Raw genomic sequence first — 25,526 nt, 5'->3', positions numbered from 1 at the left:
CATGAATCGACGCCTCGGCCTCGCCGTCCTCGTGGTGCTCATTCTCACGCTCACGGCCGGCTGTCTCGATTACGTTACCGATGGCGGGGAGATCAGCGACGATGTCCTCGACGCCGAACCGGCTGACGCCTACGACTGGGAGACCGATCGCAACGCCAGCCTGACACTCGATACCGGCTCGGAACTCCAAGCCGTCTACAACGTCTCGGCCGGCCAGCGACTCCGGCTGTATCAACCGACCAGCATCGGCCAAGAGGGGCCTCTCGATATCTCGGCCGTCCGGTTCCGCTATGCGAACGGCACCGTCATCTCCGGCACCGAACTTCGGGCTCGCGGTGAGATCGACCAGACGCCGGATGAGGTGTACGTGACCACCCCCGCCGACGGCCGCCTCGCGTTTACCGCGGGAGCGACGCCTCGCCGGCTGACGCTGCCCGTCTACATCGAGGGCTCCTACGAGGTTGTGCTCCCGGAGGGCAGCCGGATGGACTTCTTCCTCTTTAGCAACACCGTCCCCGCGGGGGCGACGACCGAACGGGTTGACAACCGCGTCCACGTAACCTGGGAGAACGTTGAGTCGAGTTCGATCCTCGTGCAGTACTACCAGAACAACGATCTCACTATCTTCGGCGCTATCATCGGGATCCTCTCGGCGATCGCCGTCGGTGGGCTCTACTACTACCGCCGGCAGATCGACCGGTTACACGAGACACGCGTCGAGATGGGGCTTGACGACGAGGACGAGCAATGAACGTCGCCATCGTCACGGTCGGCGATGAACTGCTGGCCGGCGAGACCGTCGATACGAACAGCACGTGGCTGGCCTCGGAGTTGACTGATCGCGGCTGTACTGTCACCCGAATCACGACCGTTCCCGATCAGATCGAGGTGATCGCCGCCGTCGTCAACGAGTACCGGGCCGCCGCCGACGCGGTCATCGTCACCGGCGGGCTGGGGCCGACTCACGACGATCGCACGATGGAAGCGGTCGCCGCGGCGGTTGGCCGCGATCTTGAACACCATCCCGAAGCGGCAGCGTGGCTCACCAGCGAGGGCGGCTACAGTGCCGACGAACTCGATGCAGGCACCACCGATCTGCCGGCTGGCGCGCGAATGTTACCCAACGAAGCCGGTGTCGCCCCCGGTGCGGTCATCGAGTCGATCTACGTGCTCCCAGGGGTGCCCACAGAGATGAAAGCGATGTTTGGGCATATCGCCGCGGAGTTCAGCGGCGAGCCGATCTACACTGAGGTGGTCGTCGTCGACGAACCCGAAAGCGCGCTGCTCGACCGGCTTGAGACGGTACAACAGCGGTTCGCTGTCGATGTCGGCAGCTATCCGGGTGAGCACGTTCGCGTCAAGTTCCGCGGCGGCGACCCCGAGGCTGTCACGGCGGCGGCTGACTGGTTTGGCCAGCAGGTGACCGTCGCCGACAGCGACACCAGCGAGGAACCGTAGCCCGGGCGGCTACGACCGGAAAAGATGCGCCAGCCAGCCGAGGGTCAAGGCGATACTCGCAACCAACACGACGGCGGCCGTCTCGAAGATCGGCAGCGGCGCGGTCTCCAGTGGGGTCATTACTCGCCGGTAGCGTGCCGACCGGCTTAATTCTTTGAGTCTTCGCGTCGGTGCAGGCCACTTTTTACCGCGCCCGCCGTCCGGTTGGTATGCGCCTTGGGTTCCTCGTTAATCCGATCGCCGGTATGGGCGGGCGGGTCGGCCTGAAAGGAACCGACGGGAAGGTCGCTGATGCTGTCGCCCGCGGTGCTGAACCCCGCTCGCCGGCGCGTGCCCGTCGGGCACTGACGCGGCTGGCTGATCGCAACGTCGATATTGATCTCGTTACCGCCGGCAAGCCGATGGGGGCAGCCGAAGCGCGGGCCGCTGGATTTGAGCCAACGATTGTGTGCGAACCGGCTGTCGGTGACAGTGAGACGGCGACCAATGGCGACAACGACGACGTGCCCACCACAACCGCCAGCGACACCGCCAGCAGCGTCGCCGCCTTCGTCGATCACGGGGTTGATCTCGTGGTCTTCGTCGGCGGCGACGGGACGGCGGTTGACGTCGCCGAGGGGCTGGCCGACACCGAAATTCCGATGCTCGGTGTACCCGCCGGCGTCAAGGTCTACTCCTCGGTGTTTGCGGTCTCTCCCGAGGCGGCCGCCGATATCGTCGCCGAATTCGATCGGACTGAACAGCGGGAGGTCATGGATATCGACGAGGATGACTACCGGGCCGGCGAGGTCAGCCCCGAAATCCGAGCGATCGCGACAGTGCCGGTCGCCGATGGCCTCCAGTCGGCCAAACAGCGCGGTGGCGGAACGGTTGCGGCCCTTGCCGAAGGGATCGCCAGCAGCGTTGACCCCGAGACAACCTACGTGCTTGGCCCCGGGTCGACGCTTGGGGCGATCAAAACGGCCCTCGGCTTCGAGGGCTCACCGCTTGGGGTTGATGTCTGGCGAGACGGACAGGTGATCGCAGCCGACGCGAGTGAAGCCGAGATCCTGGAGTCCCTCGGCGAAACCAATACCATCATCGTCTCGCCGATCGGCGGACAGGGGTTCGTTTTCGGGCGCGGGAATCCCCAACTCTCACCGGCGGTCATCCGACAGGCGAGTGTTGCGATCGTCGCCTCGCGGGCAAAACTCGATGATTTGCGGGTGTTGCGTGTCGACACCGACGATCCGGAACTTGACGCTGAACTTCGCGGCTGGCGGGAGGTTCGCGTCGGCCGATTCGAAACACGCATGCTTCGAATCGTCAGCGTGGTACACAACCACATATTAATATGTGCTGTGGTCAGCATATCAGTTCAACATTTGTTGTTCAATACACTGTGTATGCATACAATTAAGATGTCGCCACCCTGAGGAAGGGTATGGAAACACGGAAGGTACAGCGGTTAGGGCCCTCAACGCTAGCGATGACGCTGCCGGCGGAGTGGACGAAGGAACATTACGTCGAGAAAGGCGATGAGGTCTCGATCCGGATGGGTGGGAAGGGAACCCTCACCGTGCTCCCGGAGTCCGCCAGCACCGGCGAAAGCGAGGCGGTGATCCACGCCGACAATCTCGATGCCGGCTCCGTCGAACGAGCGATCGTCGCCCAGTACGTGCTGGGCCGGCGGGTGATCCACGTGCAGATGGAATCTGACGCCCTCGATTCCGAACACATCAACGCGGTCTATCAGGCCGAAACGCAGCTGATGGGGCTGGGCGTCATCGAGGAGACCCCGAACGCATTGCGATCCGGTGTTCGGCTGACCCCGAGGATTTCACCCTGGATAACCTCTTGGAGCGACTCGAAAACACCGGCAGCACCATGCGCGGGGAGGCTGTCAAGGCGTTGGCCCACGGCAACCGCGATCTCGCCGAGCGCGCGCTCAACCGCGAGCGACAGGCCAACAAGATCTTCGTCCTCCTGCTCCGACTCATCTTCACCGCCTACCAGAACCCGAACCTCTGTCGGGCGGTCGGTCTTGATTCGAGCTTCCCGCTGATCGGTTACCGATCGGTGGCGAAAAATCTCGAACTCACCGCCGACAACGCCGAGGATATCGCCGAGATCGTCGCCTCAGCCGACGAGCTGCCGGATGTCGACAGCTCGACGATCCGCCGGATCCGGGAGTTCACCGACCAGATCGATGAGTTGACCGCGATGGCTGTCCGCTCGGTCGTCGAACGCGACTACGATCTGACGATCCGGTGTCGACACCTCTTCGGTGAGATATCTGATCGCGAACAGGAGATCCTCAACGATCTCGAAGAGATGCCAAACGAGGAACTGCTCCAGATCCGAGAGGTACTCGTCAGTCTCCAGCATACCGCCGAGTACGCGATGCGAAACGCCGAGATCGCCGCGAACCTCGCGCTCAACGAGGAGTCAGAACACGTCGATATCACCTGAGGCGGTCACCGACGCCGCTGTTGGCCTGTTCCGGCGTTCGAATGAACTAAGCCATCCGGCAGGGAACACGCTCGTATGGCTACTCACGGAACGACGACCGACAAAGGACTCGGCGTTGCGATCGCCTGCGGGACGGTTGCGGTGCTTGGTGCCGGACTCATGTTTGCTGGCGGCACCCAACTCACGAAGGCCTGGGGCTTTGCGGCGGCTGTCATCGCCGCCGGGCTCTCGGTGGCCGCACTCCAACTGTACGACGCCTGAGCCCCCGCCCGATTCGAGCGAGCCGACGTAATCATTAAGCCGGTCAGTCCCCAGCTATCGTAGATGACACAGTATACCGAGGAGGAACAACGGATCGTCGCCTATCTCCGTGACAGCGTCGCCCGCGGTGAGCGATATTTCCGGGCGAAGACCATCGCCGAGGCGATCGGCCTCTCCTCGAAGCAGGTTGGTGTCCGCCTGCCGCAGCTCGCCGAGAAATCCGACGATGTTGATATCGAAAAATGGAGTCGTGCCCGCTCGACGACGTGGCGTGTCACCCCTGAGTAACGATCGACCGCCGCTTCCGCGCCCTTTTTACCCCGCCATCCCACTACTCTATAATGACTGTCCGTGTCTCACGGACCTTCGAGTTCGACGTTCCCGGCGAGCAGATCTGGGCGTTTATCGCCGATCCCGAGCAACGCGCCGGCGCGATCAGCGTCGTCGACACCTTCACCATCCACGACGACAGCCGCGCGACGTGGCAGGTTCGACTGCCGATCCCCTTGCTCAACTCGACGGTCACCGTCGAAACAGAGGAGTTGATCCGCGAGCCGCCGACCAGAGTGAAATTTGAAGGTCGTTCACGTGCACTCCGGGTGACCGGCGAACACACGATCACCGACACCGAGGACGGCTGTCAACTCCACAATGAGTTTGTCGTCGACGGCCAACTCCCCGGCGTCGAGCGATTCTTCAAGCGCAACCTCGATGCCGAACTCGACAATCTTGAGGCCGCTCTCCGGGCGGATATCGACTGACGATGCAGGTCGCTGCAATCCAACTCGACATCGAACCCGAGGCCGTCGAGGCAAATCTTGACCGCGCCCATGAGGCGGTCGCCGATGCCGCAGCAGCGGGTGCAGATCTCGCTGTCCTGCCTGAACAGTTCTACGTCGGCTTCTTTGCTTTCGACGCCTATCCGACCCACGCCGCCGGGCTTGACGACCCACTGTTCGACCGCCTTGCCGATGTGGCCGCCGACAACGATATTGGGCTTGTTGCGGGTAGCGTCGTCGAATCGCTTGCCGATAGCGCGGCCGCCGGCTACGACGTGCCGGCGACGGAGGGGTACGCCAACACGTCAGTCTTCTTTGACCGCGACGGCACGCGGCGCGGCATCTACCGAAAACACCATCTCTTCGGCTACGAATCCGCGGAATCCGAGCTGTTGGTGCCCGGTGACTCGCTGTCAGTCGTCGACTTCGAGGGGTTGACGATCGGCACAACGACCTGCTATGACCTCCGGTTTCCGTCGCTGTACCGCCGGCTGCTTGACCGCGGTGTCGACTGTCTGGTCGTCCCGAGTGCGTGGCCCTATCCGCGGATCGAACACTGGGAAACGTTGGGTCGGGCCCGTGCGATCGAAAACCTCAGCTACGTGATCGCGGTCAACGGCTCGGGCTCGTTCCCCGCGGCGGATGCAACGCTCTGTGGCCGCTCGACGATCTACGATCCGTGGGGGACGGCCCGGGCCGCCGCTGGCGACGAGCCGACGACGCTCACCGCGACCGTCGAGCCCGCGGTCGTCGACCGAGTTCGATCCGCTTTCCCGGCGCTCGATGACCGCCGGTAGGGACTCACGTCGTGCATCTGGGGGCCTGGCTGTACGCCGAGACGACGCGGACGGTGGGTTTATACGCCGCACTGACATACGTTTCTCTGCCGACGTATTGACGCTTTTCTCGTCACTGTCGGCACACACAACTCGCCGCCACGCCCGTCGGCCGCCACGCGGCACGATCCACTCCGGGGATCGGGGGCGTCCTCGATCGGATCATCCGCCGCGCTCCTCGCCTTGTTGCAGTCAGTGAGTTTCCAACGAGACACGTGTCGACTCTTCTATGGCGCTATGGAGCTATACAGTTGCCAACAACACGCCGCCATACCCCAAGAGTATCACACAATATCAGCGAAAATTGATTTTTATGTAGCAAATATCAGGCTATTGCCGGGCACCGTGCAGTATATATACATTCCAGCCCGTTAATTAAGGTAATGTTAATATCGGAGGTGACAGCCAACGGCGGTTGAGGCGGGACGCTGGGCTGTGAGCCAACAGTGTGCTCCGCCCGGCGTATCGTGGTTGGTCACTCCCACACTGCCAGTGGCTGTCGCTGTGACGGTCACTCTCCACCGGGTGATGGATGTGCAACCACGGTGCCCAACGTACTGACGACCACCACACTCCACCCGCCTTCCACATCCGGGCGGCCACTCGTTTTCAGCGACCTACGTATTGTCGACAGCGGCGCCTCTCGGGTATGTGGAGACTGTCGCACGCTCGTCACACGGGATGCTTTTAGGCTACAGCACAAAATGGGAGGTATGAAATCAACACGAAAGGGGCTCCGCAACGACGATCTCTATAAGGACAACTACGAGCGGATCGCCTGCAGCGAGTGCGAAGAGACGCTCCAACGAGAGAACGATCCCGACGAAGTGTTCGATATTCGAACCTGTCCAAACTGCGGGAAACAGTGGAAGGAACTACCCTGATCGGTTAGCGGAACCGGAACGTTTCGAGGTTTTTCGGGGCGAACGTCCGGATGTCGAACTCGTGGTAGAGGGCCGATGAGAGGTCTTGAACGGAGCGTTCATCGCCGTGCACACAAAGGATCTTTTCTGGCCGTGGGTTCATCGTGCGGACGAAATCCATCAACCCCTTGCGGTCGGCGTGTCCGGAGAACCCATCAACGGTTTCGACGCCCATGTTCAGGGTGAGGGTGTCGCCGCGGCCGCCGTTGTAGTCGTTGTTGACTGGAATCTCATCCCAGCCGTTCTGGATGCGATTGCCAAGCGTTCCCTGTGCCTGATAGCCAACGAAGACGAGTCGAGAGCTCGGATCGGTGCCGAGATGCCGGAGCCACGACATGATCGGTGCACCGGTGATCATCCCCGATGTTGAGAGGATGATCGACTGCTCGTCGTCGGCGACCTCTTGGCGTTCGTCCTCGCCGGCGTCGATGTGGTTGAATTGATCGGCGAGGAACGGGTTTTTGTCCTCATGGAAGATTCGATCCTGCAGGTCATCTCGCAGATATTCCGGATAGGTTGTGTGGATCGCTGTTGCCTCCCAGATCATCCCATCGAGGTGGATCGGCATCTCCGGGATCTTGCCGGTGCGCATCGCCTCTTCTAAGACAAGCATGATCTCTTGGGAGCGACCGACGGCGAAGGCCGGAATCAACACCTTCCCGCCGTCGTCGTAGGTCTCGTTGATGACCTCCAAGAGCTTCTCCTCGGAATCCGCTTGATCGGTCTGGTAGTCGTTGCGACCGCCGTAGGTCGATTCCAGCACGAGCGTTTCGACCCGTGGGAAGTCGTTGACCGCGCCGTTGAACAACCGCGTGTCGGTGTAGTGGATATCGCCGGAGAAGGCGACGTTGTAGAGCCCATCGCCGATATGGAAGTGGGTGACCGCCGAGCCGAGAATGTGGCCTGCGTTGTGGAAGGTGACCTTGATGTCGGGGGCGATGTCGGTCACGTCACCGTATTCGAGCGGAATCGCGTGTTTGATCGCCTCTCTGACCTGTTCGGACTCATACGGCGGCGTGCGACCCTCTTTCGAGGCGACATCGAGATAATCGAGTTGGAGCAGCCCCATCAGATCCCGTGTCGGCTCTGTACAGTAGATCGGGCCGTCGTAGCCGTATTTGAACAGCAGCGGAATGAGCGCGGAGTGATCGAGGTGGGCGTGGGTGAGCACGACGGCATCAATCGAGTTCGGCCCGGAGCCGAGGGCTTCCGGTACTTGGAGGTATGGGACTTCGCCCTCCGCGCCCGGTTTGTCGCCACAGTCGATCAAGACCCGCGTCTCCGCGGTTTGGAGGAGAAATGCCGCTCGGCCGACCTCTCGACAGCACCCCAGCGTTGAGATCCTCACCCACTGGTCGCGGCCGATCTCCTCGCGGTGGATTTGTCGGCCGACGCGTTCGAGCACGTCGCGCCGCTCATCGCGTTCCTGCTTGAGGAAGTTCCGGACGTTCGAGACGGTCGAGGATTCGATCGGCGGCGTGCGGACGACTTCGGGTGTCCACCCGACTTCTCGGGTGATCTCCCGGAGCGTTGAGCCGTGGCGGCCGATCACCATGCCGGGTTTTTGTGCTTCGATGACGACTTCGCCGGTGTCCTCGTGGAAATCGAGATCGGTGACGCCAGCGTCATCGGGGATGACTGACCGAATTTTCGCGTCGGCACTGGCCGGATCCGAGAGTGCTTCCGGGTCGGGACGGACGGTGATCCGCTTTCGGAGCTTGCTGGCGAGGTTGCGGACGAGATCGCCGTCCTCCGCGAACTCCTTGGGGTGTGGCGTGTAGATCACCAGCTCCGGGCCCTCGTATTTCACATCCGAGACGGTAATGTCGGGTGGAACTTCTTCGTCGATCTCCGCTTTCAGGTCGTCGAGTTGCTTATCTACTGAGCTCATACGTCAAAGAAACCTGCGCTGATCGCCGCCTCGCCGGGTGTTCGCTCGCCGGACTGCACCCCTGGGTAGTCGGGACGCCGTGGGGTACTGCCGGTCGAACTGGAACATACTGAATACGGTCTGACAACTCCGCATGCGGGAACAGGCAGCGAAAACCCGCTTAACCCAACCTACGAAACTCTCGTTATAAAACCCCTTCGCAACGGCCTGTTGGACGCCCGCTCGTTTCGGCCGAAATCACCCACACATCCAAGCCGATTCGTTGCCTCCGCCCGTGTATGCACATTACGCCGGATCGGGTGGCCGCCGAACATGACTGGGTTCGCCGGCGCGCCGATGTCGTCGTGCCGATTCTCAACGAGACTCGGGGTCGCCTCGGAGAGCTTTTCGAGACCGAGGTCGACACCGTGCGCGAACCCACCTACCAACAGGAGGTCGATCGTGTGTTCGCCGACGGCGAGGTCGCGGTTAATCTCGCTGGCTACGTCGCGCTGCTCCGGGAACTCGATGTCGACGGTGACTATCCGGGCTTCGTTGTCGATGAGGTGCTGGGTCGCCAGCTTGCGGCGACGATCGCCGGCGGGCAACCGCTGTCGGTGCTCGCGCAGGCAACCTTCCACGTCGTGGATGTCCACACCAACGGCGACGCCGACGAGGTGGCCGGCGCCGACGACCTTGATGCCGCGTTGGCCGCCGGGTTTCAGACGCGACTGCCGGGGTGGGACTGGCGAGCAGCCGAGAGTCCGTTCAGTGTTGATTCCTGGTCAGTCAGCATCGGCATCAACCGCTTCGGCGCGCGGGATCGTCACGTCGCTGAGGTCAGCTTCGATCTGCTCGCGTTGGTTGGCGAAGTTCCCAGGCAGAATCAGCTCCTCGCCTAACTCGTCGAGGGGTTCGTCGCTGGTGTACCCCGGCCCGCTGGTGGCGAGTTCGAAGAGCACCCCATTTGGCTCACGGAAGTACACCGATCGGAACCAGTGGCGGTCGATCTGTTGGGTCGGGCGAACGCCGTGGGTGGAGACTGCTTTCCGCATCGCCGTTTGATCCGCGTCGCTTGGCGTCTGGAAGGCGACGTGGTGGACGGTGCCGTGGCCCTGCCGTGCGCCCTCAATCGTTGGTAACACGTCGACGTACTGGCCGACGGTACCGGCTGCCTCGAAGCGCGTGCGCTCATCGCCCGGCGTATCGCCCGGTGAGTCCTCAGTGCCGGTTTCTTCGAGGCCCATCGTTCGCAGCACTTCCTCAGTTTGATGCGGGTCAGCCAACCACAGCGTCACCGAGTGGAAGCCGCGGATCGCGGCCGTCTCGGGAACAAATTCGGTCCACGGGACTGTGGGGTCGTCCGCTGGGATCTCGACGGCGACGAGTTCGACCGGGAGACCGTCTGGATCGTAAAACGGCAGGACGGTCTCGCCGAACCGCTCGATGCGATCCTCGTAGTCGACACCGTAGTCGTCGAACCGCTCTTCCCAGAACTCAAGGCTGCCCTCAGGAACCCGGAACGCGGTGCGGGAGACCTGTCCGGAGCCAACCTTGCCCTGGCGGAGGTTCTCCCACGGGAAGAACGTCATACTGGTGCCGGGGGTGCCCTCGCTGTCGGCGAAAAAGAAATGATAGGTGCTGGGGTCATCTTGGTTGATTGACCGCTTGACGAGGCGGAGGCCGAGCGTTTCGACCCAGAAATCCATGTTCTGTTGGGGGTCGCCAGCGATGCAGGTGACGTGGTGAATACCCGGTGTTGGTGGTGCGTCTGTCATTGCACTCAGTACGTGCTGGAGGTACTTGACTTCGCGCTGACACGGGGGTTACCGGTTAGGCAGTTGTGCCGGCCGAACGCTTATTCACGATTCTTCCGTAACGGTAGTATGGGAACTGACCACGAAATCCGACTCATTGAGGCAGATGACGGATGGTGGTCTGCTATCGACGAGAAAGCAGGTGTAGCGAGCCAAGGGCCAACTCGACAGACTGCTCTCGAAAATCTTGACAAGGCAACAAAACTGACTGTGGAGGCTCGGAACACCGAGACAGCCGCGCCAGAACCGGATGCACCGTGGTTTCAGGCCTGATTCGATGTTTTGGCACAAGAATCTACAGCCGTGAATTCCTACTGCCGGCTATGAACTTCACCGTTATCCGCGGCGATATCGCCACCCAGTCAGCCGACGCGCTGGTGAACGCGGCGGGAACGAGCCTCAAGATGGGCAGCGGCGTCGCCGGCGCACTCCGTCGCGGTGCGGGCGGCGACATCAACGCCGAAGCAATGTCGAACGGGCCGGTCGATCTCGGCGAGGTCGCCGTTACCGACGCCTACGACCTTGATGCCGAGTACGTGATTCACGCGGCGGCGATGCCGCACTACGGCGACGGGCAGGCGACGACGGAGAGTATTCGGGATGCGACGCGGAACTCCTTGGAGAAGGCTGACGAATTGGGGTGTGAGTCGGTTGTGTTTCCGATTCTTGGTACTGGCGTTGCTGGCTTCGACTTTGAGCGCGGCGCGGAACTGATCTGTTCGGTGATCGCTGACTATGAGTCGTCGTCTCTGACCGACGTGCGTGTGATCGCCTATTCGGATTCGGAGTACGAGATGTTGCAGTCGGTTGCTGCTGAGATTCGGGACTAGTCGAATCGGTCGATATCGTTTACGACTTCGATAATCCGTAGAAAGCCCTCAACGCTCTCGACTCCCGCGGCTCGTTGCGCTCCTCGCTCACTGCGTTCGCTGCGGTGCTTACGTCGCCGGGGTTCGTCGAGAGCGTTTCGCCCTTTCAGTCCGCCAGGAAATCGGTTGCTAAGTATGTCGTATGAGTGTGGTTGCCGAGTGATTCGACTCAGCGGTTGAAAAGAACGAAAATTGCAGTATCGCCGTGAGGCGAGGACTGTAGTTAGTTGCGAACGACGTTCGTCGCGCGCGGGCCTTTCGGGGACTGTTCGATATCGAAGTCGATCTCTTCGCCTTCAGTGAGATCCTCGCCGCCGACATCCTCCATGTGGAAGAAAACGTCGTCGTCAGCATCGTCCGTGTCGATAAATCCGTAGCCGCCAGTGTCGTTGAAGAAATCAACTTTGCCGTGTGCCATTGCAATCAAACGTACAGGCCACCGAGGGATAACCCTTCCGAGAGTCGTGGTACCACGACCGTCGGCAGCGGTTTTTGCTTATGTTTCCTCGCTTGCGGTCTCTCGAAGCGTCGTGAGCCGCTGTTTGTACTCCTGGTGGCTCACCTCGCCGTCGGCGTATCGTCGGCGCAGTCGCGCTGTTGAGCTCGACTGCTCGGTATCCGATGCGGCCGCGTCGTGGGTGTCCTGTCGGTCGAGTGCAGCCGCGCTTTCGACGACGGTTTCGGTGTCGACCGCGCCAACCGAATCGTCCGCTGATCGCAGCCGTTCGAGCTGGCCGGTGAGCGTCTCGCGGTCGATCTCGCCGCGGGCGTACTGGATCGCCAGCCGACTAACCCGCGGGTGGCTGTCGCCGTCGGCGTCGATATCGAAGAGCTGGTCGAGTCGCCGTTCGTACTCTGCAAGGTCGATGTCACCGTCGAGATAGCGGTCTTCGAGTATCTCCAAGGGGTCGGCTGTCGCCTCCGAGTCAGTCGGGGTCGACGCCGACTGGCTGCGTCGCTGGATCGTATAGAGGAGCACGGCGAACCCGACTATCGGGGGGACAAACAGCGGCAGCCAGAGCCATGGGCTGGCAACCATCCCACCGCCCATGCCGCCGCCCATCATGCCACCACCCATCATGCCGCCACTGAGCCCGGACAGTGCTGTGAGCATGGTGAAAAACACCAGCACCGCCAAAACAAGGAGGCCACCGATCACCGGCGTGGTCGTCGCCAGCCAGGCCTCGCGTGCTGGCGTGGGCGTATCGCCGTCCGAATCAGTGCGGCGATCTGTGGAACTCATATCGCTGACTACGTCCCCTGATGCAACAAGGTTGTCGCTGCGATGCTGGCAGGCGCTCGCGGGTGATCCGAAACACACTGCGTTTATTTGTCCCGGTTGCGGAGTGCCGGCAATGAGTAGCGAGCAAGATCTCGGAATTACTGAGAGCAAACAGCACAACACGGGCGAATGGTACGCCGAGGTCGTCAAAAAGGCCGGCCTCGCTAACTACGGCCCCGACGGGATGAGCGGGTTCATCGTTACGCGCCCGCGTGGCTACGCCCTCTGGGAGGCGATCCAGCAGGAGCTCGATAGCAAATTCAAGGCTACGGGCGTCCAGAACGCCTACTTCCCGATGTTCATCCCCGAGAGCTATCTCGAACGCGAAAAGGACATCGTGGAGGGCTTTGACCCCGAAGTCGCGTGGGTCACCCACGGCGGCCACGACGAGCTCGAAGAGCGACTGGCTGTCCGCCCGACCAGCGAGTCGATCATCGCGCCCTACATGGCCCAATGGGTTCGCAGCCACCGCGACCTTCCGCTACGGGTCAATCAGTGGTGTTCGGTCGTCCGGTGGGAAGCAACGGAGACGAAACCGTTCTTCCGCACGAAGGAGTTCCTCTGGCAGGAGGGCCACACGGCCCACGAGACTCACGACGAGGCGTGGGACGAAACGATGACGCGCCTCGATCAGTACGCCGAGCTCTACGAGGATCTGCTTGCGATTCCCGTGCTCAAGGGACAAAAACCGGGTCACGACAAGTTCCCGGGTGCGCACAAAACCACGACTGTCGAAGCCCTGATGCCGGATGGCAAATCAGTGCAGGCCGGTACGAGCCACCACCTCGGCACCTCCTTCGCTGAGGCGTTCGACATCACCTTCTCCGATGAGGACGAGGAAACCCAACCCGCCCATACGACCTCGTGGGGGCTCTCGTGGCGCGCACTCGGCGCGCTCATCATGACTCATTCCGACGATCAGGGGCTTGTGCTCCCGCCGACAATCGCCCCCGAGCAGGTCGTCGTCGTCCCGATCTGGCAGGAGGATACGAAAGATGACGTACTCGACTACGCCGATGGAGTCGCCGACGATCTCGCCGACAGCGGCGTCCGCGTCGAACTTGACGACCGCGACGAGCGGAATCCCGGATTCAAGTTCAACGAGTGGGAGCTGAAAGGCGTCCCCGTCCGGATTGAGATCGGCCCCCACGAGGTCGAGGACGACGAGGTGACGATCATCCACCGCCCCGACGGCGAGTCGATCACGGCTGACCGCGATGATATCGGCGAAACGATCCAAGAACAGTTTGACGAGGTCTACGCCAAACTCTACGCGGCTGCCGAAGAAAATCTCGATGACAGCGTCCGCGACGCTGACTCACGAGAGGAGATCCTGGGGACGCTTGGCCAACACGGTGGCTACGTCAAAGCCCCGTGGTGTGGCGACGAAGAGTGTGAAGACCCGATCAAGGAACCACTGGCCGCCGAGATCGTGATGTGTCCCTTCGATGACGAAGAGACCGTCGGCGACGACGAGACGTGTGCGATCTGTGGCGACGACGCCACTCAAACCGCCTACTTCGCCAAGAACTACTGACTGTTCGGGAGCGATTGTTCTCGTTTTTGCGCTGTTTTGGAATTGACGATCGATGAGCTTTCCATCCGTCTGTGGTGACTCTCACAGAGTGAATCCCACATGATTGTTAGGACTAATTACGTGTGATCGTTTCAACCTGCTAACTATCAATTCTTAATACCTCCTAATATGGGACTTAGGAACCCTTATTTTCGCATCAGCAGGCATTTATTTGGGCGATTGCTCGGTTCGTGTATGGCCAAGTATCACAGCGAGTCGCATGCGCAAGCGGACGATGCGCATGGTGACCCTGTCGGGCTCGCCGACCCGACCGATACCAAATCCAACTGCGGCGTTGGCGCGGTCGTCGATCTCGACGGCGGCGCCTCACACGATGTCGTCGCCGACGGCATCGAACTACTCTGCAACCTCGAACACCGCGGCACGACCGGCGCCGAAGAGGGCACCGGCGATGGGGCCGGCATCATGATCCAACGCCCCGATACGTTCTTCGAGGCGGTTGTCGGCAACCTCCCTGAGACCTACGCTGTCGGCTCGGTGTTCATGCCACAGGACGACGCGGTTCAAGACCAACTCGTCGAGCTTTTTGAATCCACGCTCGCCGACTACGACCTTGATGTCTTCCACTGGCGGGATGTCCCGACGGACAACAGCGATCTCGGCCAGACCGCACTCGACTCCGAGCCCGATGTGTGGCAGGTCTTCGTCACGCCGTCGGAGTCGATGGCTGACGATGCCTTCGATCGCGCGCTGTTCCTTGTCCGCCGCGAGCTTGAAGCGGCCGCCGAGGATGTCGCCGGCGCGGGCCGGTTCTACGTCTGCTCGCTGCACCGTAAAACGCTGGTCTACAAGGGGTTGCTGAAGGGCGAACAGCTCGCCGGCTACTACCCGGATCTCGAAGATGAGCGACTGCAGACGACGCTGACGCTCGTCCACGCGCGGTTTTCGACCAACACACTCGGCGCGTGGCATCTCGCCCACCCCTACCGGCGGATCATCCACAACGGTGAGATCAACACGATCCGCGGCAACATCAACTGGATGCGCGCCCGCGAAAACCAGCTGGCCCACGAGGATTTCGGCGACGACATGGAGACGCTCAAGCCCGTCACCGAGGCCGGCCAGTCCGATACCGCCAGCGTCGACAACGCCATCGAGCTGTTGATGCACTCCGACCGCGACCTGCCGCACATCCTCCGCATGCTGATCCCGGAGGCCCACGAGAACGACGACTCGATGGATCCTGATCGACAGGACTTCTATGATTACCACGCTGCCTCGTCGAGCCGTGGGATGGCCCCGCGCTCGTCGCAGCCACCGACGGCGACAAGATCGCCGCCGTCCTCGACCGCAACGGGCTGCGGCCCTGCCGGTACGATATCACCGAGGACAACACCCTGATCGCCGCCAGTGAGGTCGGCGCGATCGAGACCGATCCCAACGAGATCCGCGAACGCGGCCGGCTCCAACCGGGGCAGATCTTCGTTGCCGACCCCGAGAAGGGCGAAGTCACGCCCGACGCCGAGGTCTTCGACGAACTCACCGACGACAAGTACGGTGAGTGGGTTGACGAGCACCAACAGGAGCTTGACCACATCGCCGGCGACAGCCTCGAACCCCACGGCGATGTCGACTCCCTGCGGGCTCACCAAGCGGCCTTCGGCTATACGGAAGATCAACTGACGCACCTCCTAGAGCCGATGGCCAACCAGGGGATGGATCCGGTCGGCTCGATGGGCGATGACACGCCGCTGTCAGTGCTTGGGGAGTTCAACCGCCCGCTGTTCACGTATTTCAAACAGCTGTTCGCGCAGGTGTCGAATCCGCCGATCGACTACATCCGTGAGGAGCTGGTGACGAGTCTCCAGTCCCGGCTCGGCAAACAGCGAAACCTGATGACTGAATCGCCGGAACACGCCCACCAGCTTGTCCTTGAATCGCCGGTGCTCTCCGACGAGCAGACAGCGAGTATCAAGGATCTCGACCGCGACGAGGACGGCTTCGAGACCACGACGCTGGATATGACCTACGATCCGGAGACTGATCTCGAAGCCGCCATCGAACGCCTGCGAGATGACGCCCGCGCGGCCATCGACGACGGCGCGGACATTATCGTGTTGTCGGATCGCGGCACCAACGAGGAGCGGATTCCGATCCCGAGCCTGCTGGCAACGGGTGGCGTCCACCACGATCTCGTCCGCCACGGGCTCCGCACCGATGTCGGGCTCGTCGTCGAATCCGGCGACCCACGCGAGGTGCACCACCTTGCCACGCTGGTCGGCTACGGGGCAGGGGCGGTCAACCCGTATCTCGCCTACCAGACCATTTCGGATCTGTGTGCCGGCCCCGACGGTGCCGACGAGGAGGAGGCCATCGAGGGCTACATCCACGCCCTCGAACACGGGCTGCTGAAGATCATGGCGAAGATGGGGATCTCGACGGTCGAATCCTACCAAGGTGCCCAGATCTTCGAGGCCGTCGGCCTCAGCTCCGATCTCATCGCCGAATACTTCGAGGGCACCGAGATTCGGACGGAAGGCATCGGTCTCGACGTGATCGAAGACGACGTGCGGACGCGACACGCCGTCGGCTTCGGGAGCGACCCCGAACTCGAAACCCAAGGCGAGTACGAACACCGCTCCTCGGGGATCTACCACCAGTGGAACCCCGAGACGGTCGGCACGCTCCAGCAGGCCGTCCGCAGCGGCGACTACGACCGCTATCTGGAGTTCGCCGAACTGATCAACGATCAAAACGAGAACCTCCAGACGCTCCGGGGCTGCTCGAATTCGACGCCGACCGCGAGCCAGTCGACATCGAGGAGGTACAGCCGATCCACGAGATCGTCGAGAACTTCTCGACGGCCGCGATGAGCCTGGGCAGCCTCTCGCCGGAAGCTCACGAAACCAACTCCATCGCCATGAATCGCCTCGGCGGCAAATCGAATACTGGTGAGGGCGGCGAACCGCCGGAACGGTTCGACACCGAAAAGGAGTGTAACGTCAAGCAGGTCGCCTCCGGCCGGTTTGGCGTCACGTCTCACTATCTGACCTCCGCCGAGGAGATCCAGATCAAGATGGCACAGGGCTCGAAACCCGGCGAAGGTGGCCACCTGCCTGGGAAGAAGGTCAACGAGATGATCGCCCACGTTCGGTACGCAACACCAGGTGTCGGCCTCATCTCGCCGCCGCCGCTGCACGACATCTACTCCATCGAGGATCTCAAACAGTTGATCCACGATCTCAAGGCAGCCAACCCGGACGCCGACATCAACGTCAAACTCGTCTCCGAGGCGGGAATTGGCACCATCGCGGCGGGCGTCGCAAAGGCCAACGCTGACGTGGTGCACGTCTCCGGCGACTCGGGTGGTACCGGTGCCTCCCCCAAGACGTCGATCAAAAACGCCGGCCTGCCGTGGGAGCTCGGCGTCGCCGAGGCCAATCAGATGCTGTGTGCCACGGGGCTGCGCGATCGGATCAAGATCACCGCCGACGGCGGGATGAAAACCGGCCGCGACGTGGCGATCGCCGCCCTGCTCGGCGCGGAAGAGTACACTTTCGGCACCGCCTCGCTCGTCACCGCGGGCTGTGTGATGGCTCGGCAGTGCCACGCTAACACCTGCCCGGTGGGCGTGGCAACGCAGGATGAAAACCTCCGCGAGCGGTTCCCCGGCGAGCCACAGCACGTCATCAACTACATGACGTTCATGGCCCAGGAGCTTCGGGAGATCATGGCCGAGCTCGGCTTTACCTCCCTCGATGAGATGATCGGCCGACCGGAACTGCTCAGCCAGCGCGAAACCGACCACGAGAAGGCCAAACATCTCGATCTCTCGACGGTGATCGCGCCGACGGCGGGCGATCAGCGACACAAGACCCGCGAACAGCAACACACCGACATCGCCGAGCAACTTGACTGGGAGCTGATTGACGAGGCCGAACCCGCGCTTGAATCCGGCCAGCCAGTCACCCTCGACAAGGAGATCTCCAACGTCGACCGCGCGGTCGGCGCGACACTCTCCCATGAGATTTCGACGGAGTACGGCGGTGCGGGGCTGGCCGACGATACGATCACCATCGACTTCGATGGGATCGCCGGCCAGAGCTTCGGGGCGTTCCTCGCCGATGGCGTGACGATGCAGCTCACCGGTGCGGCCAACGACTACCTCGGCAAGGGGCTCTCGGGCGGCAAACTCGTCGTCCAGACCCCACCAACAGCAGCCTACGAGGCAGACGAGAACATCCTTATCGGCAACGTCGCACTCTACGGCGCGACTCAGGGTGAGGCCTACATCAACGGCGTCGCCGGCGAGCGGTTTGGCGTGCGCAACTCCGGTGTGAAAGCCGTCGTCGAGGGTGTCGGCGACCACGGCTGTGAGTATATGACCGGCGGCGTTGTTGCCGTCTTGGGTGAGACGGGCCGGAACTTCGCGGCTGGGATGTCCGGCGGCGTCGCCTACGTCTACGACCCCGACGGCGAGTTCGAATCAAAGCTTAACACAGAGATGGTCACGTTCTCCGAGGAGCTGACACAGAAAGACGAGCGCATGTTGACCCGGCTGGTCGAAAACCACGTCGAGTACACCAACAGCGCGCGTGCCGCTGAGCTACTCGATGACTGGGCCGCTGAACTCAGCAATTTCGCCCGGGTCTTCCCGGATGCCTACCGCAACTCCATCGAGAACAAGGGTGCCGACGACGTGCGCGAGGAGATGCCGGAGACGCCGGCCGCCGCAGCCGAGGCCGGGCCTGACACCGGGGCTGTCTCCAGCGACGACTAAGCTGTTTCCTCGGATACTGTTTTGACAGCTTTCGGGAGTGAGAGATCGTCAAGCTCCCACAAATGACTGTTGCAGTCGCAGTCTGACGCGCCGAAGGCAGCCTCCGGTTCACACCCGGCGTCAGCGAATGCGGTCGCCAGCGCGCACTCGATGTCCTCATTTGGATACGTTTCGACGCCCGCAAGCCGGGTTGCTGTCGCACCGAGCAGATAATCGATATGCCAGTGGCGGGTGTCGTGGTCGCCGCTGGCAACTCGGCGGTGGCGGTCGACACGTGAGAGTCCACCGGGGCCAAACGCGCTGCCGACGTAGGCATACCCTCCGGCTGTAAATTCGCGGTCGCCGAGCGCGCCGACCTCGATCGTGGTCGGTTCTTCAACCGCGATGATCAGCACGTAGCTCCCGGGCTCGGCCATCAGTCATCCCCGGTCGCCGGCGGCTGTGGTGCCGCGCCTGTTGCATCGCCATCGGTGGCTCGCTGTTGCAGCAGTCGAATCCGCTCCGGGATCGGCGGATGGCTGTAGTGGAACGTCGCATACCACGGATGCGGGAAGGGGTTGGCGAGATTCTCGCCGGCAGCCGCCCCAGCGCGTCGATCATCGGCTGGGGGCCCATCACCTCGGCGGCGTAGGCGTCGGCCTCGCGTTCGTGTTTCAGTGACAGCGCGTTTGATAGCGGCGCGGTAACCTGCAGCAGCGGGCTGACAATGAGAGCGGCCAGCAACAGGCCGGCGTACGTTGCCGACGCGGGAATCCCGAAGGCAGCATACAGCGGCTTGAAATCGACCAGCCAGCCGAGGGCGGCGACAACCACGGCCATCTGGATCGCCCCGGCGGCGAACTGCTTCCAGATGTGGGCTTCCTTCCAGTGGGCCAACTCGTGGGCGAGGACGCTCTGTAGTTCGGCCCGTTCCATCTTTTCGACAAGGGTATCGAACAGCACGACCCGCTTTGTTCGGCCAAAGCCGATGAAGTAGGCGTTGAGTTGGGTTGATCGCCGGCTGGCGTCCATGGTGTAGATATCACTGGTCTCGAAGCCGGCACGTTCGAAGACAGCTTCGACGGACTCGCGCAACTCGCCGTCCGCGACCGGCTCGAAATCGTTGAACAGCGGCGCGATCACCCGCGGATAGAGGATCTGCATCACCAACGAGACGACAACGAACAAGCCCCACGCCGCCGCGGGCCACAGCGTTGGAAATCGATCGATAGCGGCCAGCACCGCGCCGCTGAGGATCGTCACGAACCCGACAGACAAGCCGAGTTGCACCAGGGTATCGCGGACGAAGAGCGTCGGCGTTTGGTTGTTGAACCCAAAGATTTCTTCGACCCCAAACGTCGAAACGAGACTAAATGGGAGCGACGCCAGCTGGGCGGCGACAGCCAGGCCGACAAAGAAGGCGACGCCCTGCAGGACGACCGAGAGGCCGGTCGCCGCCAACAGGTCGACAGCCCACGAGAGGCCGCCACCATAGATGACGACCACCACCGCGGCGAGGCCGATCCAAGACTCCAGTTCGCCGATCGCTGTGGTGAGTCGGTGGTAGCTCCGGAGTTCGTCGCTGTCGTCGATGCCGAGGGTCGATTCCAGCCAGTCGCGGTGCTGGCCTACCAACTGGTCGGCATACTGGACGTTTCGGATCGAGAGGAACGAGAAGACCGCCCGCGTTGTGACCAACAGCACGAACACGCCAAGGGCAATCGCTGACAGTTGCATTATCGGTGTCAACGCGATCGATCGGCTAAACGGTGACGCGCTGCGGTCGGGCTGTCGTCGTCTCCGTGGCGGTCGACGATTGCTCGACGGTGTGTGTCAGTCCTCGCTTACGCCAGGTGGCTTGTCCTCGGGGCGGTCGGCGTCCATCTCGGCGACCTCACTTTCCAGCCAGTCGCGGAACCACTTCACGCGCTTGAGTCGCTTGTGGCCGATGCTTTCGGCGGTATCGGATTCGACGCGATCAAGATGGTCTTTCCCGCGTTCGAGCACGCGGTCGACCATCCGGGCGGCATCCATGTGGGTGCGTGACTCATACCCCATCCGCAACAGCATCAGCGCGGTGCCGTTGGCCCCGACCTTATCGAGCACATCGGCTTCCATCAGACAGCGGGATTCCAGCGACACCTCCGAGAGCGGCCCCTGAAAAGAGTGGTCGGCGACGGACTGACAGACGGCGTCGATAAACGACGGCGGGTACTCCCCGCGGCTTTCGAGGAACTCACGGGCGACGTGGGCGCCTTCCTCGGCGTGTCGATCCTGTGGGGCGTCGAGTTTTGCGACATCGTGAAACAGCGCGGCGACAACGACGATATCGACATCGGCACCCTCTTTTTCTGCGATCGTTTCGGCGAGGTCGGCAACGTTGAGGATGTGATTAAATCGGTACTCCGCGCTGTGCCATGGATACCACCGCATGCGTCCGCCGTCGTCTTCGGTTTCGACGCTGGCAGCCAGATAGTCGTAGACAAACTGCTCCATCTCCGCGCGGGCGTCGTCGCTGACCGCTGACTCCTTGATCTCAACACCCATGGAGCCACCTCCGATCGCAACGTCGTAACTGATTCATTGTGGAGAGACAGGGTCGTTTGACTCTTAGGCGTTACGACACCCTGCCCGCAGGTGGACGGATTTCGGCGTTTCGCGCAATGACGCCGTCGATCAGTCGCTCCGGGCGGCTCTCAGATCTGAGAATCAAAGCAGTGAACTTACGGGATGGGGGTGTCTGCGGCCTGTATGGAACGAAGACAGTATCTCGCGGCCGCGGCGGCCGGCGGTGCCATCGGTGTTGGCGGGGTCGGTGGCTACGTCATGTTGAGTGATGATGTGGGGTTCGGCCCACCCGGAGTGCCAACAGCGCCGTATCCGCCCTATCCGACCGCCGACGGCGATGGTTCGATCGAGCCGATTTCGCTTTCTGGCTCGGGACAGGCGACCACCGACACCTTTGCGTTACAACGCGATGGCCCGACGATCATCGACACCGATGCCGGTGATGCGGCCTCCGACGAGCGGTTTCTGGTCACGCTGGTCTCAGCGACCGATGGCACCGAATACCGAGTGATCGAGGTGCTCGGCCCGTTTACCGGGCGGAATCTGATCAACCCGCCCCCTGGCGAGTACCGACTGGCTGTTAAACAGGCAAGTGCCGACTGGACGGCAACTGTCTACGACGTGCCGGCCTACGACACCGACAGCGGGGTTGCCCTCGAAATGGAACCGCCGGTTGTGTTCAGCGACGGCCTTGATGCGGTACTCGGGCCGATCAATTTCGGCACACAGCAACCGATCGAGTTCAGCCTCTCTGTTGACGCGGATGTCGATTACAACCTCTCGCTTATCGACAGCAACGGTGAGCGAGTCGAACTTTTGATCCAGAGCATTGTCGGCCAAACCGACCCACAGGTTCGAGATGTCGGTGGGATCGGCTATCTCGCCGTCGACACCAACACCACATGGACGCTCCGCGCTGAACCCGTCGACGACACGGGATCGTAGCGCGCCAGTTAGGCCGTGGCGATGGCGATGAGATTTGAGGCCGTCAAAATCGCCCCAAGCAGTGCGACAAACGCCGGCGGGCCGTAGTAGCCAAGCCAGTCTGTCCGCTTTCGGCCGTACAGATTGATCGTGATTGCGATCAGGAAAACGAGTATCTTCAGGCCGAAGAGCCCTCGAATCCCGAACTCGGCCAACAGTACGGCGACCAGCGGATTGCCCTCACCGAGCCCATCGACCAGATACACCGCGATGATTGTCGAGACGGAGTCGCCGACCCCGTAGGTTGCCACCGCGATCACCCACAGCACCCAGAGGCCGAGGCGGTGTGTCATCGGCCGCGTGTCGTCGGCTGTGTCCTCGGCGGCGTCGGTATCAGCGGCTGAAAGCGGGCGAGCCGCCAGCCGCTTACACCGCGCCGACACCAACGCGGTCGGGATCCCGGTCTCCGTTCGGGGAACGTGGGCAACGTCCTCGGCAGTCTCTAATCGCTCGATAAACGCCGTGTCGCCGCCCGTGGTGATCACGACCAGCGGTTTGGCCGGATACAGGTCGCGTATCTGCTCGTAGACCGTCGCTGATGCTACTTCCGGGGCTGAACAATCAGCCAGTAGACAGTCGACCGCGTGTATTTCGAGCGGATTGGCGTCGCGGCCGACGACGCGCAACTCGGCGTCAGGGAGTCCACGCTCCAGTTCGGATTTGATGGGTGTTGTACTGGGCTCCCAGAGGCCGATGGTGAGCGCGCGCGTCGGCTGCTCACCTGTGTCCGGTGGCGACCCAGGAGGCTTCTCACCGTCGGGCATTTAGATCACCGCGGCTCCCTGTCGGGAAGCGGGTGAGTCGTCAGTGTCGACGCCGCAGTCCACGGTGTCTGTAGCTACTGCCAAGACAAAGATAGTAGTGGTGATCCCAGCCCCGTTTACCCGTTTCAGGAAGCAACTCACTGTACGAGCAGTGTGGCTCAATTCCCGTTGCCGTTATTGCCGTTGTTGCCGTTACCGGAAGTTCCACCACTCGATGGTCGCGGATCGTTCCCGTTGATCGTTCCGGTACCGTCGACGATGCCGTCGGCGAAGACGCCTCCTTCGACTGTTCCGTTGACAGTTACATCCCCGCTTGCATCGACCTTCCCTTTCACCACCGCGTTGTTGCTGACATCGACATCGCCTTCTGGATCGGTAATGACGTTCCCGAAGACAGTTGCCTTGTTTTTGAGGTTGACATCGCCGCCAGCGGTCACATTACCGCCGATATTCGAGTTTAGAATCTCTTTGACGGCACCGCCAGCGTGTACTGCGCCACAGACGGTCGTTTGCTTGATCGTCACCTCGCCGTTGTCCCCGGCTTCGACCGCGCCACCGATCGTCGATTGGGTCTCGATTGTAATATCGCCGCCGGCGACGAGACCACCGCCGAACGTCGCCTTCTTGATGCTCATATTACCACCAGCATTGGCTCCGTTGCCGATGATACTGTTTGTCTCGACGGTGAGATTGCCGCCAGCGTCAAGCCCGTTGCCAACGGTTGCCTTCTTGACCGTCATATTGCCACCTGCGGTGACTGAACCGCTGATCTCGCTGTTGTTGCTGAGTGTGACATCACCGTCGGCGGTGACGTTGCCGTCGACGCGGCTGTTTTTGATCTCGATATCGCCACTGACGGTGATATCGCCCGAGATGTCCTCGTTGGTGATGTCGCCGGTGACGCTGTCACCGTCGGGTGCGGAGTCATCCACATCGACGGTGATATTGAGGGACACTGGGCAACCCTCCGGAAGCCCGTCAGCGAGGTCGGCAACGACATCGACTGTTCGTGTCGTCTCAATCTGTTCGGTATCGGTGCTGACGGTAATCGTCAGCGTCACTTCCTGGGTGGTACTCTCGTCTGCTGAGACCGTTCCGCTGACAGTTCGCTTTTCCGTTGGCTGTAACGTGACACCAGACAGCGACTCAACAGCGAGCAGGTCACTATCGGTCGATACCGAGAGGTTCGTCAGCTCCGAGTCGGCAAATCGGTTCTGCAACTCCAGGATGTCAACCGTTGCTGGCGAACTGCTGATCTCGATCGGACTAAACACCTCAATGCCGAGCAAGGCGTTGTCATCGTTGACAGAGAGATCGAATGGGCGTTGGCCCTGCACCTGATCAAACGCACCTGTAGAGCTGATACCCAGTAGTCCGCCGCCGCCGATCAGGGCTAACGCTGCTCGCCGGCTGAGTCCACCGCCGCCACGTCGTGGTGCCATTAGCTCCCCACCCCCGTTGCGGTGAACTGGAGTGTGTCGAGTCGTTCGAGGTCGTCGTCACCGTTGGTCGTATCGACGACGATCACGACCTCGATCACGTGGCCGTCAGCCAGGGTGACACCACCGGCAGAAAGCAGGTTCTGTCCGCGGGCGACTGTTGCTCCGCTGCTGTCGACAACGCGGTAGGGGAATCGTAGCTGATCGGTCTCAAGTACCGCCCCGTCGGCGAACAGTGTCGCTGTGACGCTGACCGAGCCGGTTGGGTTGCCGCTCTCGGCTGGGCCGACGTTGGCGATAATGAACGCAGCCTCGCCGTTCGGATAGCCGTTGTTGAGGCGGCCGACCGTCGAGGTCGCGTTGCGGTTGACGTTCTCGGCGGTGACACCGCGGAAGAAGCCATCGCTCGTCCCGCGAACCGCACTGGATGCGACGATCGTTCCGTTCCAGGTGGCCGAGCCGTCGCCGTTGACCGCGTTGCCGGGATTGTCCGGATCCGTGACGACCTGTATGCGGGTGGTACCGGTTTCGCCTCCACCATCGCCCCCATCGTCGGTGCCACCATCACCGCCGTCTGTGTCGTCCTGCGGCTCCTCGTCAGCCCCATCTTCGGTACCGTCGTCGGTCTGCTCCCCACCATCGTTCGTCCCATCGTCGGTGGCGTCGTTATCGGTGGTGTCGTCGGTGCCATCATCACCGCCGTCGGCACCGTCACCGTCGTTGCCGTCTCCAACATCGACCTGTTGTGGTGACTCAAAGCTCACCGCTTGATCTGTCCCGGCGACCTGAATCCAGTTATCGCCGAGGTTGCCCTGTGAGCCCGTGGTAAACGCACCGCTGGCGACAAAGCCGCTGGCCCCGAAGACCAGCGTGCCAAGTCCGATGAGCGTCCGTCGGCGGTTGATACGTGGCATGACTGTGTGGCTCCT

General features: G+C 62.0%; 22 protein-coding genes and 3 pseudogenes. 15 read left to right on the top strand and 10 right to left on the bottom strand.

From position 1 onward, the window contains the following. The first annotated feature begins 1 nt into the window (after position 1). The 9 genes and pseudogenes from ACFQJB_RS07805 (at position 2) to ACFQJB_RS07765 (ending at position 6,669) form a co-directional block, all read left to right on the top strand. Positions 2–751, top strand: coding sequence for a DUF5803 family protein (locus ACFQJB_RS07805; RefSeq protein ID WP_379725862.1), 750 nt, complete (start codon positions 2–4; stop codon positions 749–751). Continuing rightward, a complete protein-coding gene (locus tag ACFQJB_RS07800) occupies positions 748–1,458 on the top strand; it encodes a competence/damage-inducible protein A (RefSeq protein ID WP_379725859.1) in 711 nt (236 codons plus the stop codon). The genes ACFQJB_RS07805 and ACFQJB_RS07800 overlap by 4 nt, the downstream gene beginning before the upstream one ends. A 209-nt stretch (positions 1,459–1,667) precedes the next feature. Continuing rightward, complete coding sequence (locus ACFQJB_RS07795) at positions 1,668–2,873, top strand: ATP-NAD kinase family protein (RefSeq protein ID WP_379725856.1); 1,206 nt, start codon at positions 1,668–1,670, stop codon at positions 2,871–2,873. Positions 2,874–2,881: 8 nt separating this feature from the next. Then, positions 2,882–3,909: pseudogene (locus tag ACFQJB_RS07790) on the top strand (PhoU domain-containing protein). Positions 3,910–3,984: 75 nt separating this feature from the next. Continuing rightward, a complete protein-coding gene (locus ACFQJB_RS07785; protein ID WP_120102380.1) occupies positions 3,985–4,170 on the top strand; it encodes a DUF7525 family protein in 186 nt (61 codons plus the stop codon). 63 nt (positions 4,171–4,233) lie between these two features. After that, positions 4,234–4,458 carry a DUF7123 family protein gene (locus ACFQJB_RS07780; RefSeq protein WP_120083382.1) on the top strand — a complete coding sequence of 75 codons (225 nt, stop codon included), beginning with the start codon at positions 4,234–4,236 and terminating at the stop codon, positions 4,456–4,458. 53 nt (positions 4,459–4,511) lie between these two features. Next, positions 4,512–4,931 (top strand): SRPBCC family protein, encoded by a 420-nt coding sequence (locus ACFQJB_RS07775; RefSeq protein ID WP_379725851.1) that lies wholly within the window; start codon positions 4,512–4,514, stop codon positions 4,929–4,931. A 2-nt stretch (positions 4,932–4,933) separates the two neighbouring features. Beyond that, a complete protein-coding gene (locus ACFQJB_RS07770; protein ID WP_379725848.1) occupies positions 4,934–5,746 on the top strand; it encodes a nitrilase-related carbon-nitrogen hydrolase in 813 nt (270 codons plus the stop codon). Between the two features lie 752 nt (positions 5,747–6,498). Next, the gene (locus tag ACFQJB_RS07765; RefSeq protein WP_165853257.1) at positions 6,499–6,669 is read left to right on the top strand and encodes an HVO_0758 family zinc finger protein; all 171 of its coding nucleotides are present in this window, start codon (positions 6,499–6,501) and stop codon (positions 6,667–6,669) included. Positions 6,670–6,673: 4 nt separating this feature from the next. On the opposite strand, the gene ACFQJB_RS07760 is transcribed toward ACFQJB_RS07765, so the two are convergent. Continuing rightward, entirely contained in the window at positions 6,674–8,599 is a 1,926-nt protein-coding gene (locus tag ACFQJB_RS07760; RefSeq protein WP_379725844.1) for a beta-CASP ribonuclease aCPSF1, read from the bottom strand. A 278-nt stretch (positions 8,600–8,877) separates the two neighbouring features. Here ACFQJB_RS07760 and ACFQJB_RS07755 point away from each other — a divergent pair. Continuing rightward, positions 8,878–9,360 (top strand): annotated as a pseudogene (locus ACFQJB_RS07755) (hypothetical protein); the annotation flags it as partial. A 3-nt stretch (positions 9,361–9,363) separates the two neighbouring features. Here the strand turns inward: ACFQJB_RS07755 and ACFQJB_RS07750 are convergent. Further along, on the bottom strand, positions 9,364–10,356 hold the full coding sequence (locus ACFQJB_RS07750; RefSeq protein WP_379725841.1) for a VOC family protein: 993 nt from the start codon (positions 10,354–10,356) through the stop codon (positions 9,364–9,366). 108 nt (positions 10,357–10,464) lie between these two features. On the opposite strand from ACFQJB_RS07750, the gene ACFQJB_RS07745 reads away from it, so the two are divergent. Both ACFQJB_RS07745 and ACFQJB_RS07740 read left to right on the top strand, forming a co-directional pair. Then, positions 10,465–10,668, top strand: coding sequence for a type II toxin-antitoxin system HicB family antitoxin (locus tag ACFQJB_RS07745; protein WP_379725838.1), 204 nt, complete (start codon positions 10,465–10,467; stop codon positions 10,666–10,668). Positions 10,669–10,718: 50 nt separating this feature from the next. Beyond that, positions 10,719–11,225, top strand: coding sequence for a macro domain-containing protein (locus ACFQJB_RS07740; RefSeq protein ID WP_379725835.1), 507 nt, complete (start codon positions 10,719–10,721; stop codon positions 11,223–11,225). A 262-nt stretch (positions 11,226–11,487) separates the two neighbouring features. Here the strand turns inward: ACFQJB_RS07740 and ACFQJB_RS07735 are convergent, their stop codons facing one another. Beyond that, on the bottom strand, positions 11,488–11,682 hold the full coding sequence (locus ACFQJB_RS07735) for a cold-shock protein (RefSeq protein WP_021038510.1): 195 nt from the start codon (positions 11,680–11,682) through the stop codon (positions 11,488–11,490). A 78-nt stretch (positions 11,683–11,760) separates the two neighbouring features. Beyond that, positions 11,761–12,507 (bottom strand): SHOCT domain-containing protein, encoded by a 747-nt coding sequence (locus tag ACFQJB_RS07730; RefSeq protein WP_379725832.1) that lies wholly within the window; start codon positions 12,505–12,507, stop codon positions 11,761–11,763. 112 nt (positions 12,508–12,619) lie between these two features. Here ACFQJB_RS07730 and proS point away from each other — a divergent pair, with 112 nt between their 5' ends. Together proS and gltB are read left to right on the top strand one after the other, a co-directional pair. Further along, complete coding sequence (gene proS, locus ACFQJB_RS07725; protein WP_379725829.1) at positions 12,620–14,083, top strand: proline--tRNA ligase; 1,464 nt, start codon at positions 12,620–12,622, stop codon at positions 14,081–14,083. Positions 14,084–14,317: 234 nt separating this feature from the next. Beyond that, a pseudogene (gltB, locus tag ACFQJB_RS07720) lies at positions 14,318–18,863 on the top strand (glutamate synthase large subunit). Here gltB and ACFQJB_RS07715 read toward each other — a convergent pair. The 3 genes from ACFQJB_RS07715 to ACFQJB_RS07705 all read right to left on the bottom strand — a co-directional run bounded on the left by ACFQJB_RS07715 (position 18,860) and on the right by ACFQJB_RS07705 (position 21,389). Beyond that, positions 18,860–19,279, bottom strand: a complete 420-nt coding sequence (locus ACFQJB_RS07715) for a GIY-YIG nuclease family protein (protein WP_379725826.1) — start codon at positions 19,277–19,279, stop codon at positions 18,860–18,862. The pseudogene gltB and the gene ACFQJB_RS07715 overlap by 4 nt on opposite strands. Next, positions 19,239–20,579 carry a M48 family metallopeptidase gene (locus ACFQJB_RS07710; protein ID WP_379725823.1) on the bottom strand — a complete coding sequence of 447 codons (1,341 nt, stop codon included), beginning with the start codon at positions 20,577–20,579 and terminating at the stop codon, positions 19,239–19,241. Before ACFQJB_RS07710 ends, ACFQJB_RS07715 begins: the two co-directional genes overlap by 41 nt. A 96-nt stretch (positions 20,580–20,675) precedes the next feature. Then, complete coding sequence (locus ACFQJB_RS07705; RefSeq protein WP_120102408.1) at positions 20,676–21,389, bottom strand: HD domain-containing protein; 714 nt, start codon at positions 21,387–21,389, stop codon at positions 20,676–20,678. Between the two features lie 204 nt (positions 21,390–21,593). On the opposite strand from ACFQJB_RS07705, the gene ACFQJB_RS07700 reads away from it, so the two are divergent. Next, the gene (locus tag ACFQJB_RS07700; RefSeq protein ID WP_379725819.1) at positions 21,594–22,355 is read left to right on the top strand and encodes a hypothetical protein; all 762 of its coding nucleotides are present in this window, start codon (positions 21,594–21,596) and stop codon (positions 22,353–22,355) included. Positions 22,356–22,363: 8 nt separating this feature from the next. Here ACFQJB_RS07700 and ACFQJB_RS07695 read toward each other — a convergent pair whose 3' ends face one another. From ACFQJB_RS07695 to ACFQJB_RS07685, 3 genes are all read right to left on the bottom strand, one after another. Then, the gene (locus tag ACFQJB_RS07695; protein ID WP_379725816.1) at positions 22,364–23,158 is read right to left on the bottom strand and encodes a hypothetical protein; all 795 of its coding nucleotides are present in this window, start codon (positions 23,156–23,158) and stop codon (positions 22,364–22,366) included. Between the two features lie 158 nt (positions 23,159–23,316). Continuing rightward, positions 23,317–24,600, bottom strand: a complete 1,284-nt coding sequence (locus ACFQJB_RS07690) for a hypothetical protein (RefSeq protein WP_379725813.1) — start codon at positions 24,598–24,600, stop codon at positions 23,317–23,319. Further along, positions 24,600–25,511, bottom strand: a complete 912-nt coding sequence (locus ACFQJB_RS07685; protein ID WP_379725810.1) for a hypothetical protein — start codon at positions 25,509–25,511, stop codon at positions 24,600–24,602. The genes ACFQJB_RS07690 and ACFQJB_RS07685 overlap by 1 nt, the downstream gene beginning before the upstream one ends. Positions 25,512–25,526: the final 15 nt, after the last annotated feature.

Origin of the sequence: Halonotius sp. GCM10025705, from assembly GCF_042662885.1 — an archaeon.
Classification (GTDB): domain Archaea; phylum Halobacteriota; class Halobacteria; order Halobacteriales; family Haloferacaceae; genus Halonotius; species Halonotius aquaticus.
The sequence above is the reverse complement of the archived record's forward strand: the minus strand, read 5'-3'. Positions and strand labels throughout refer to the sequence as shown.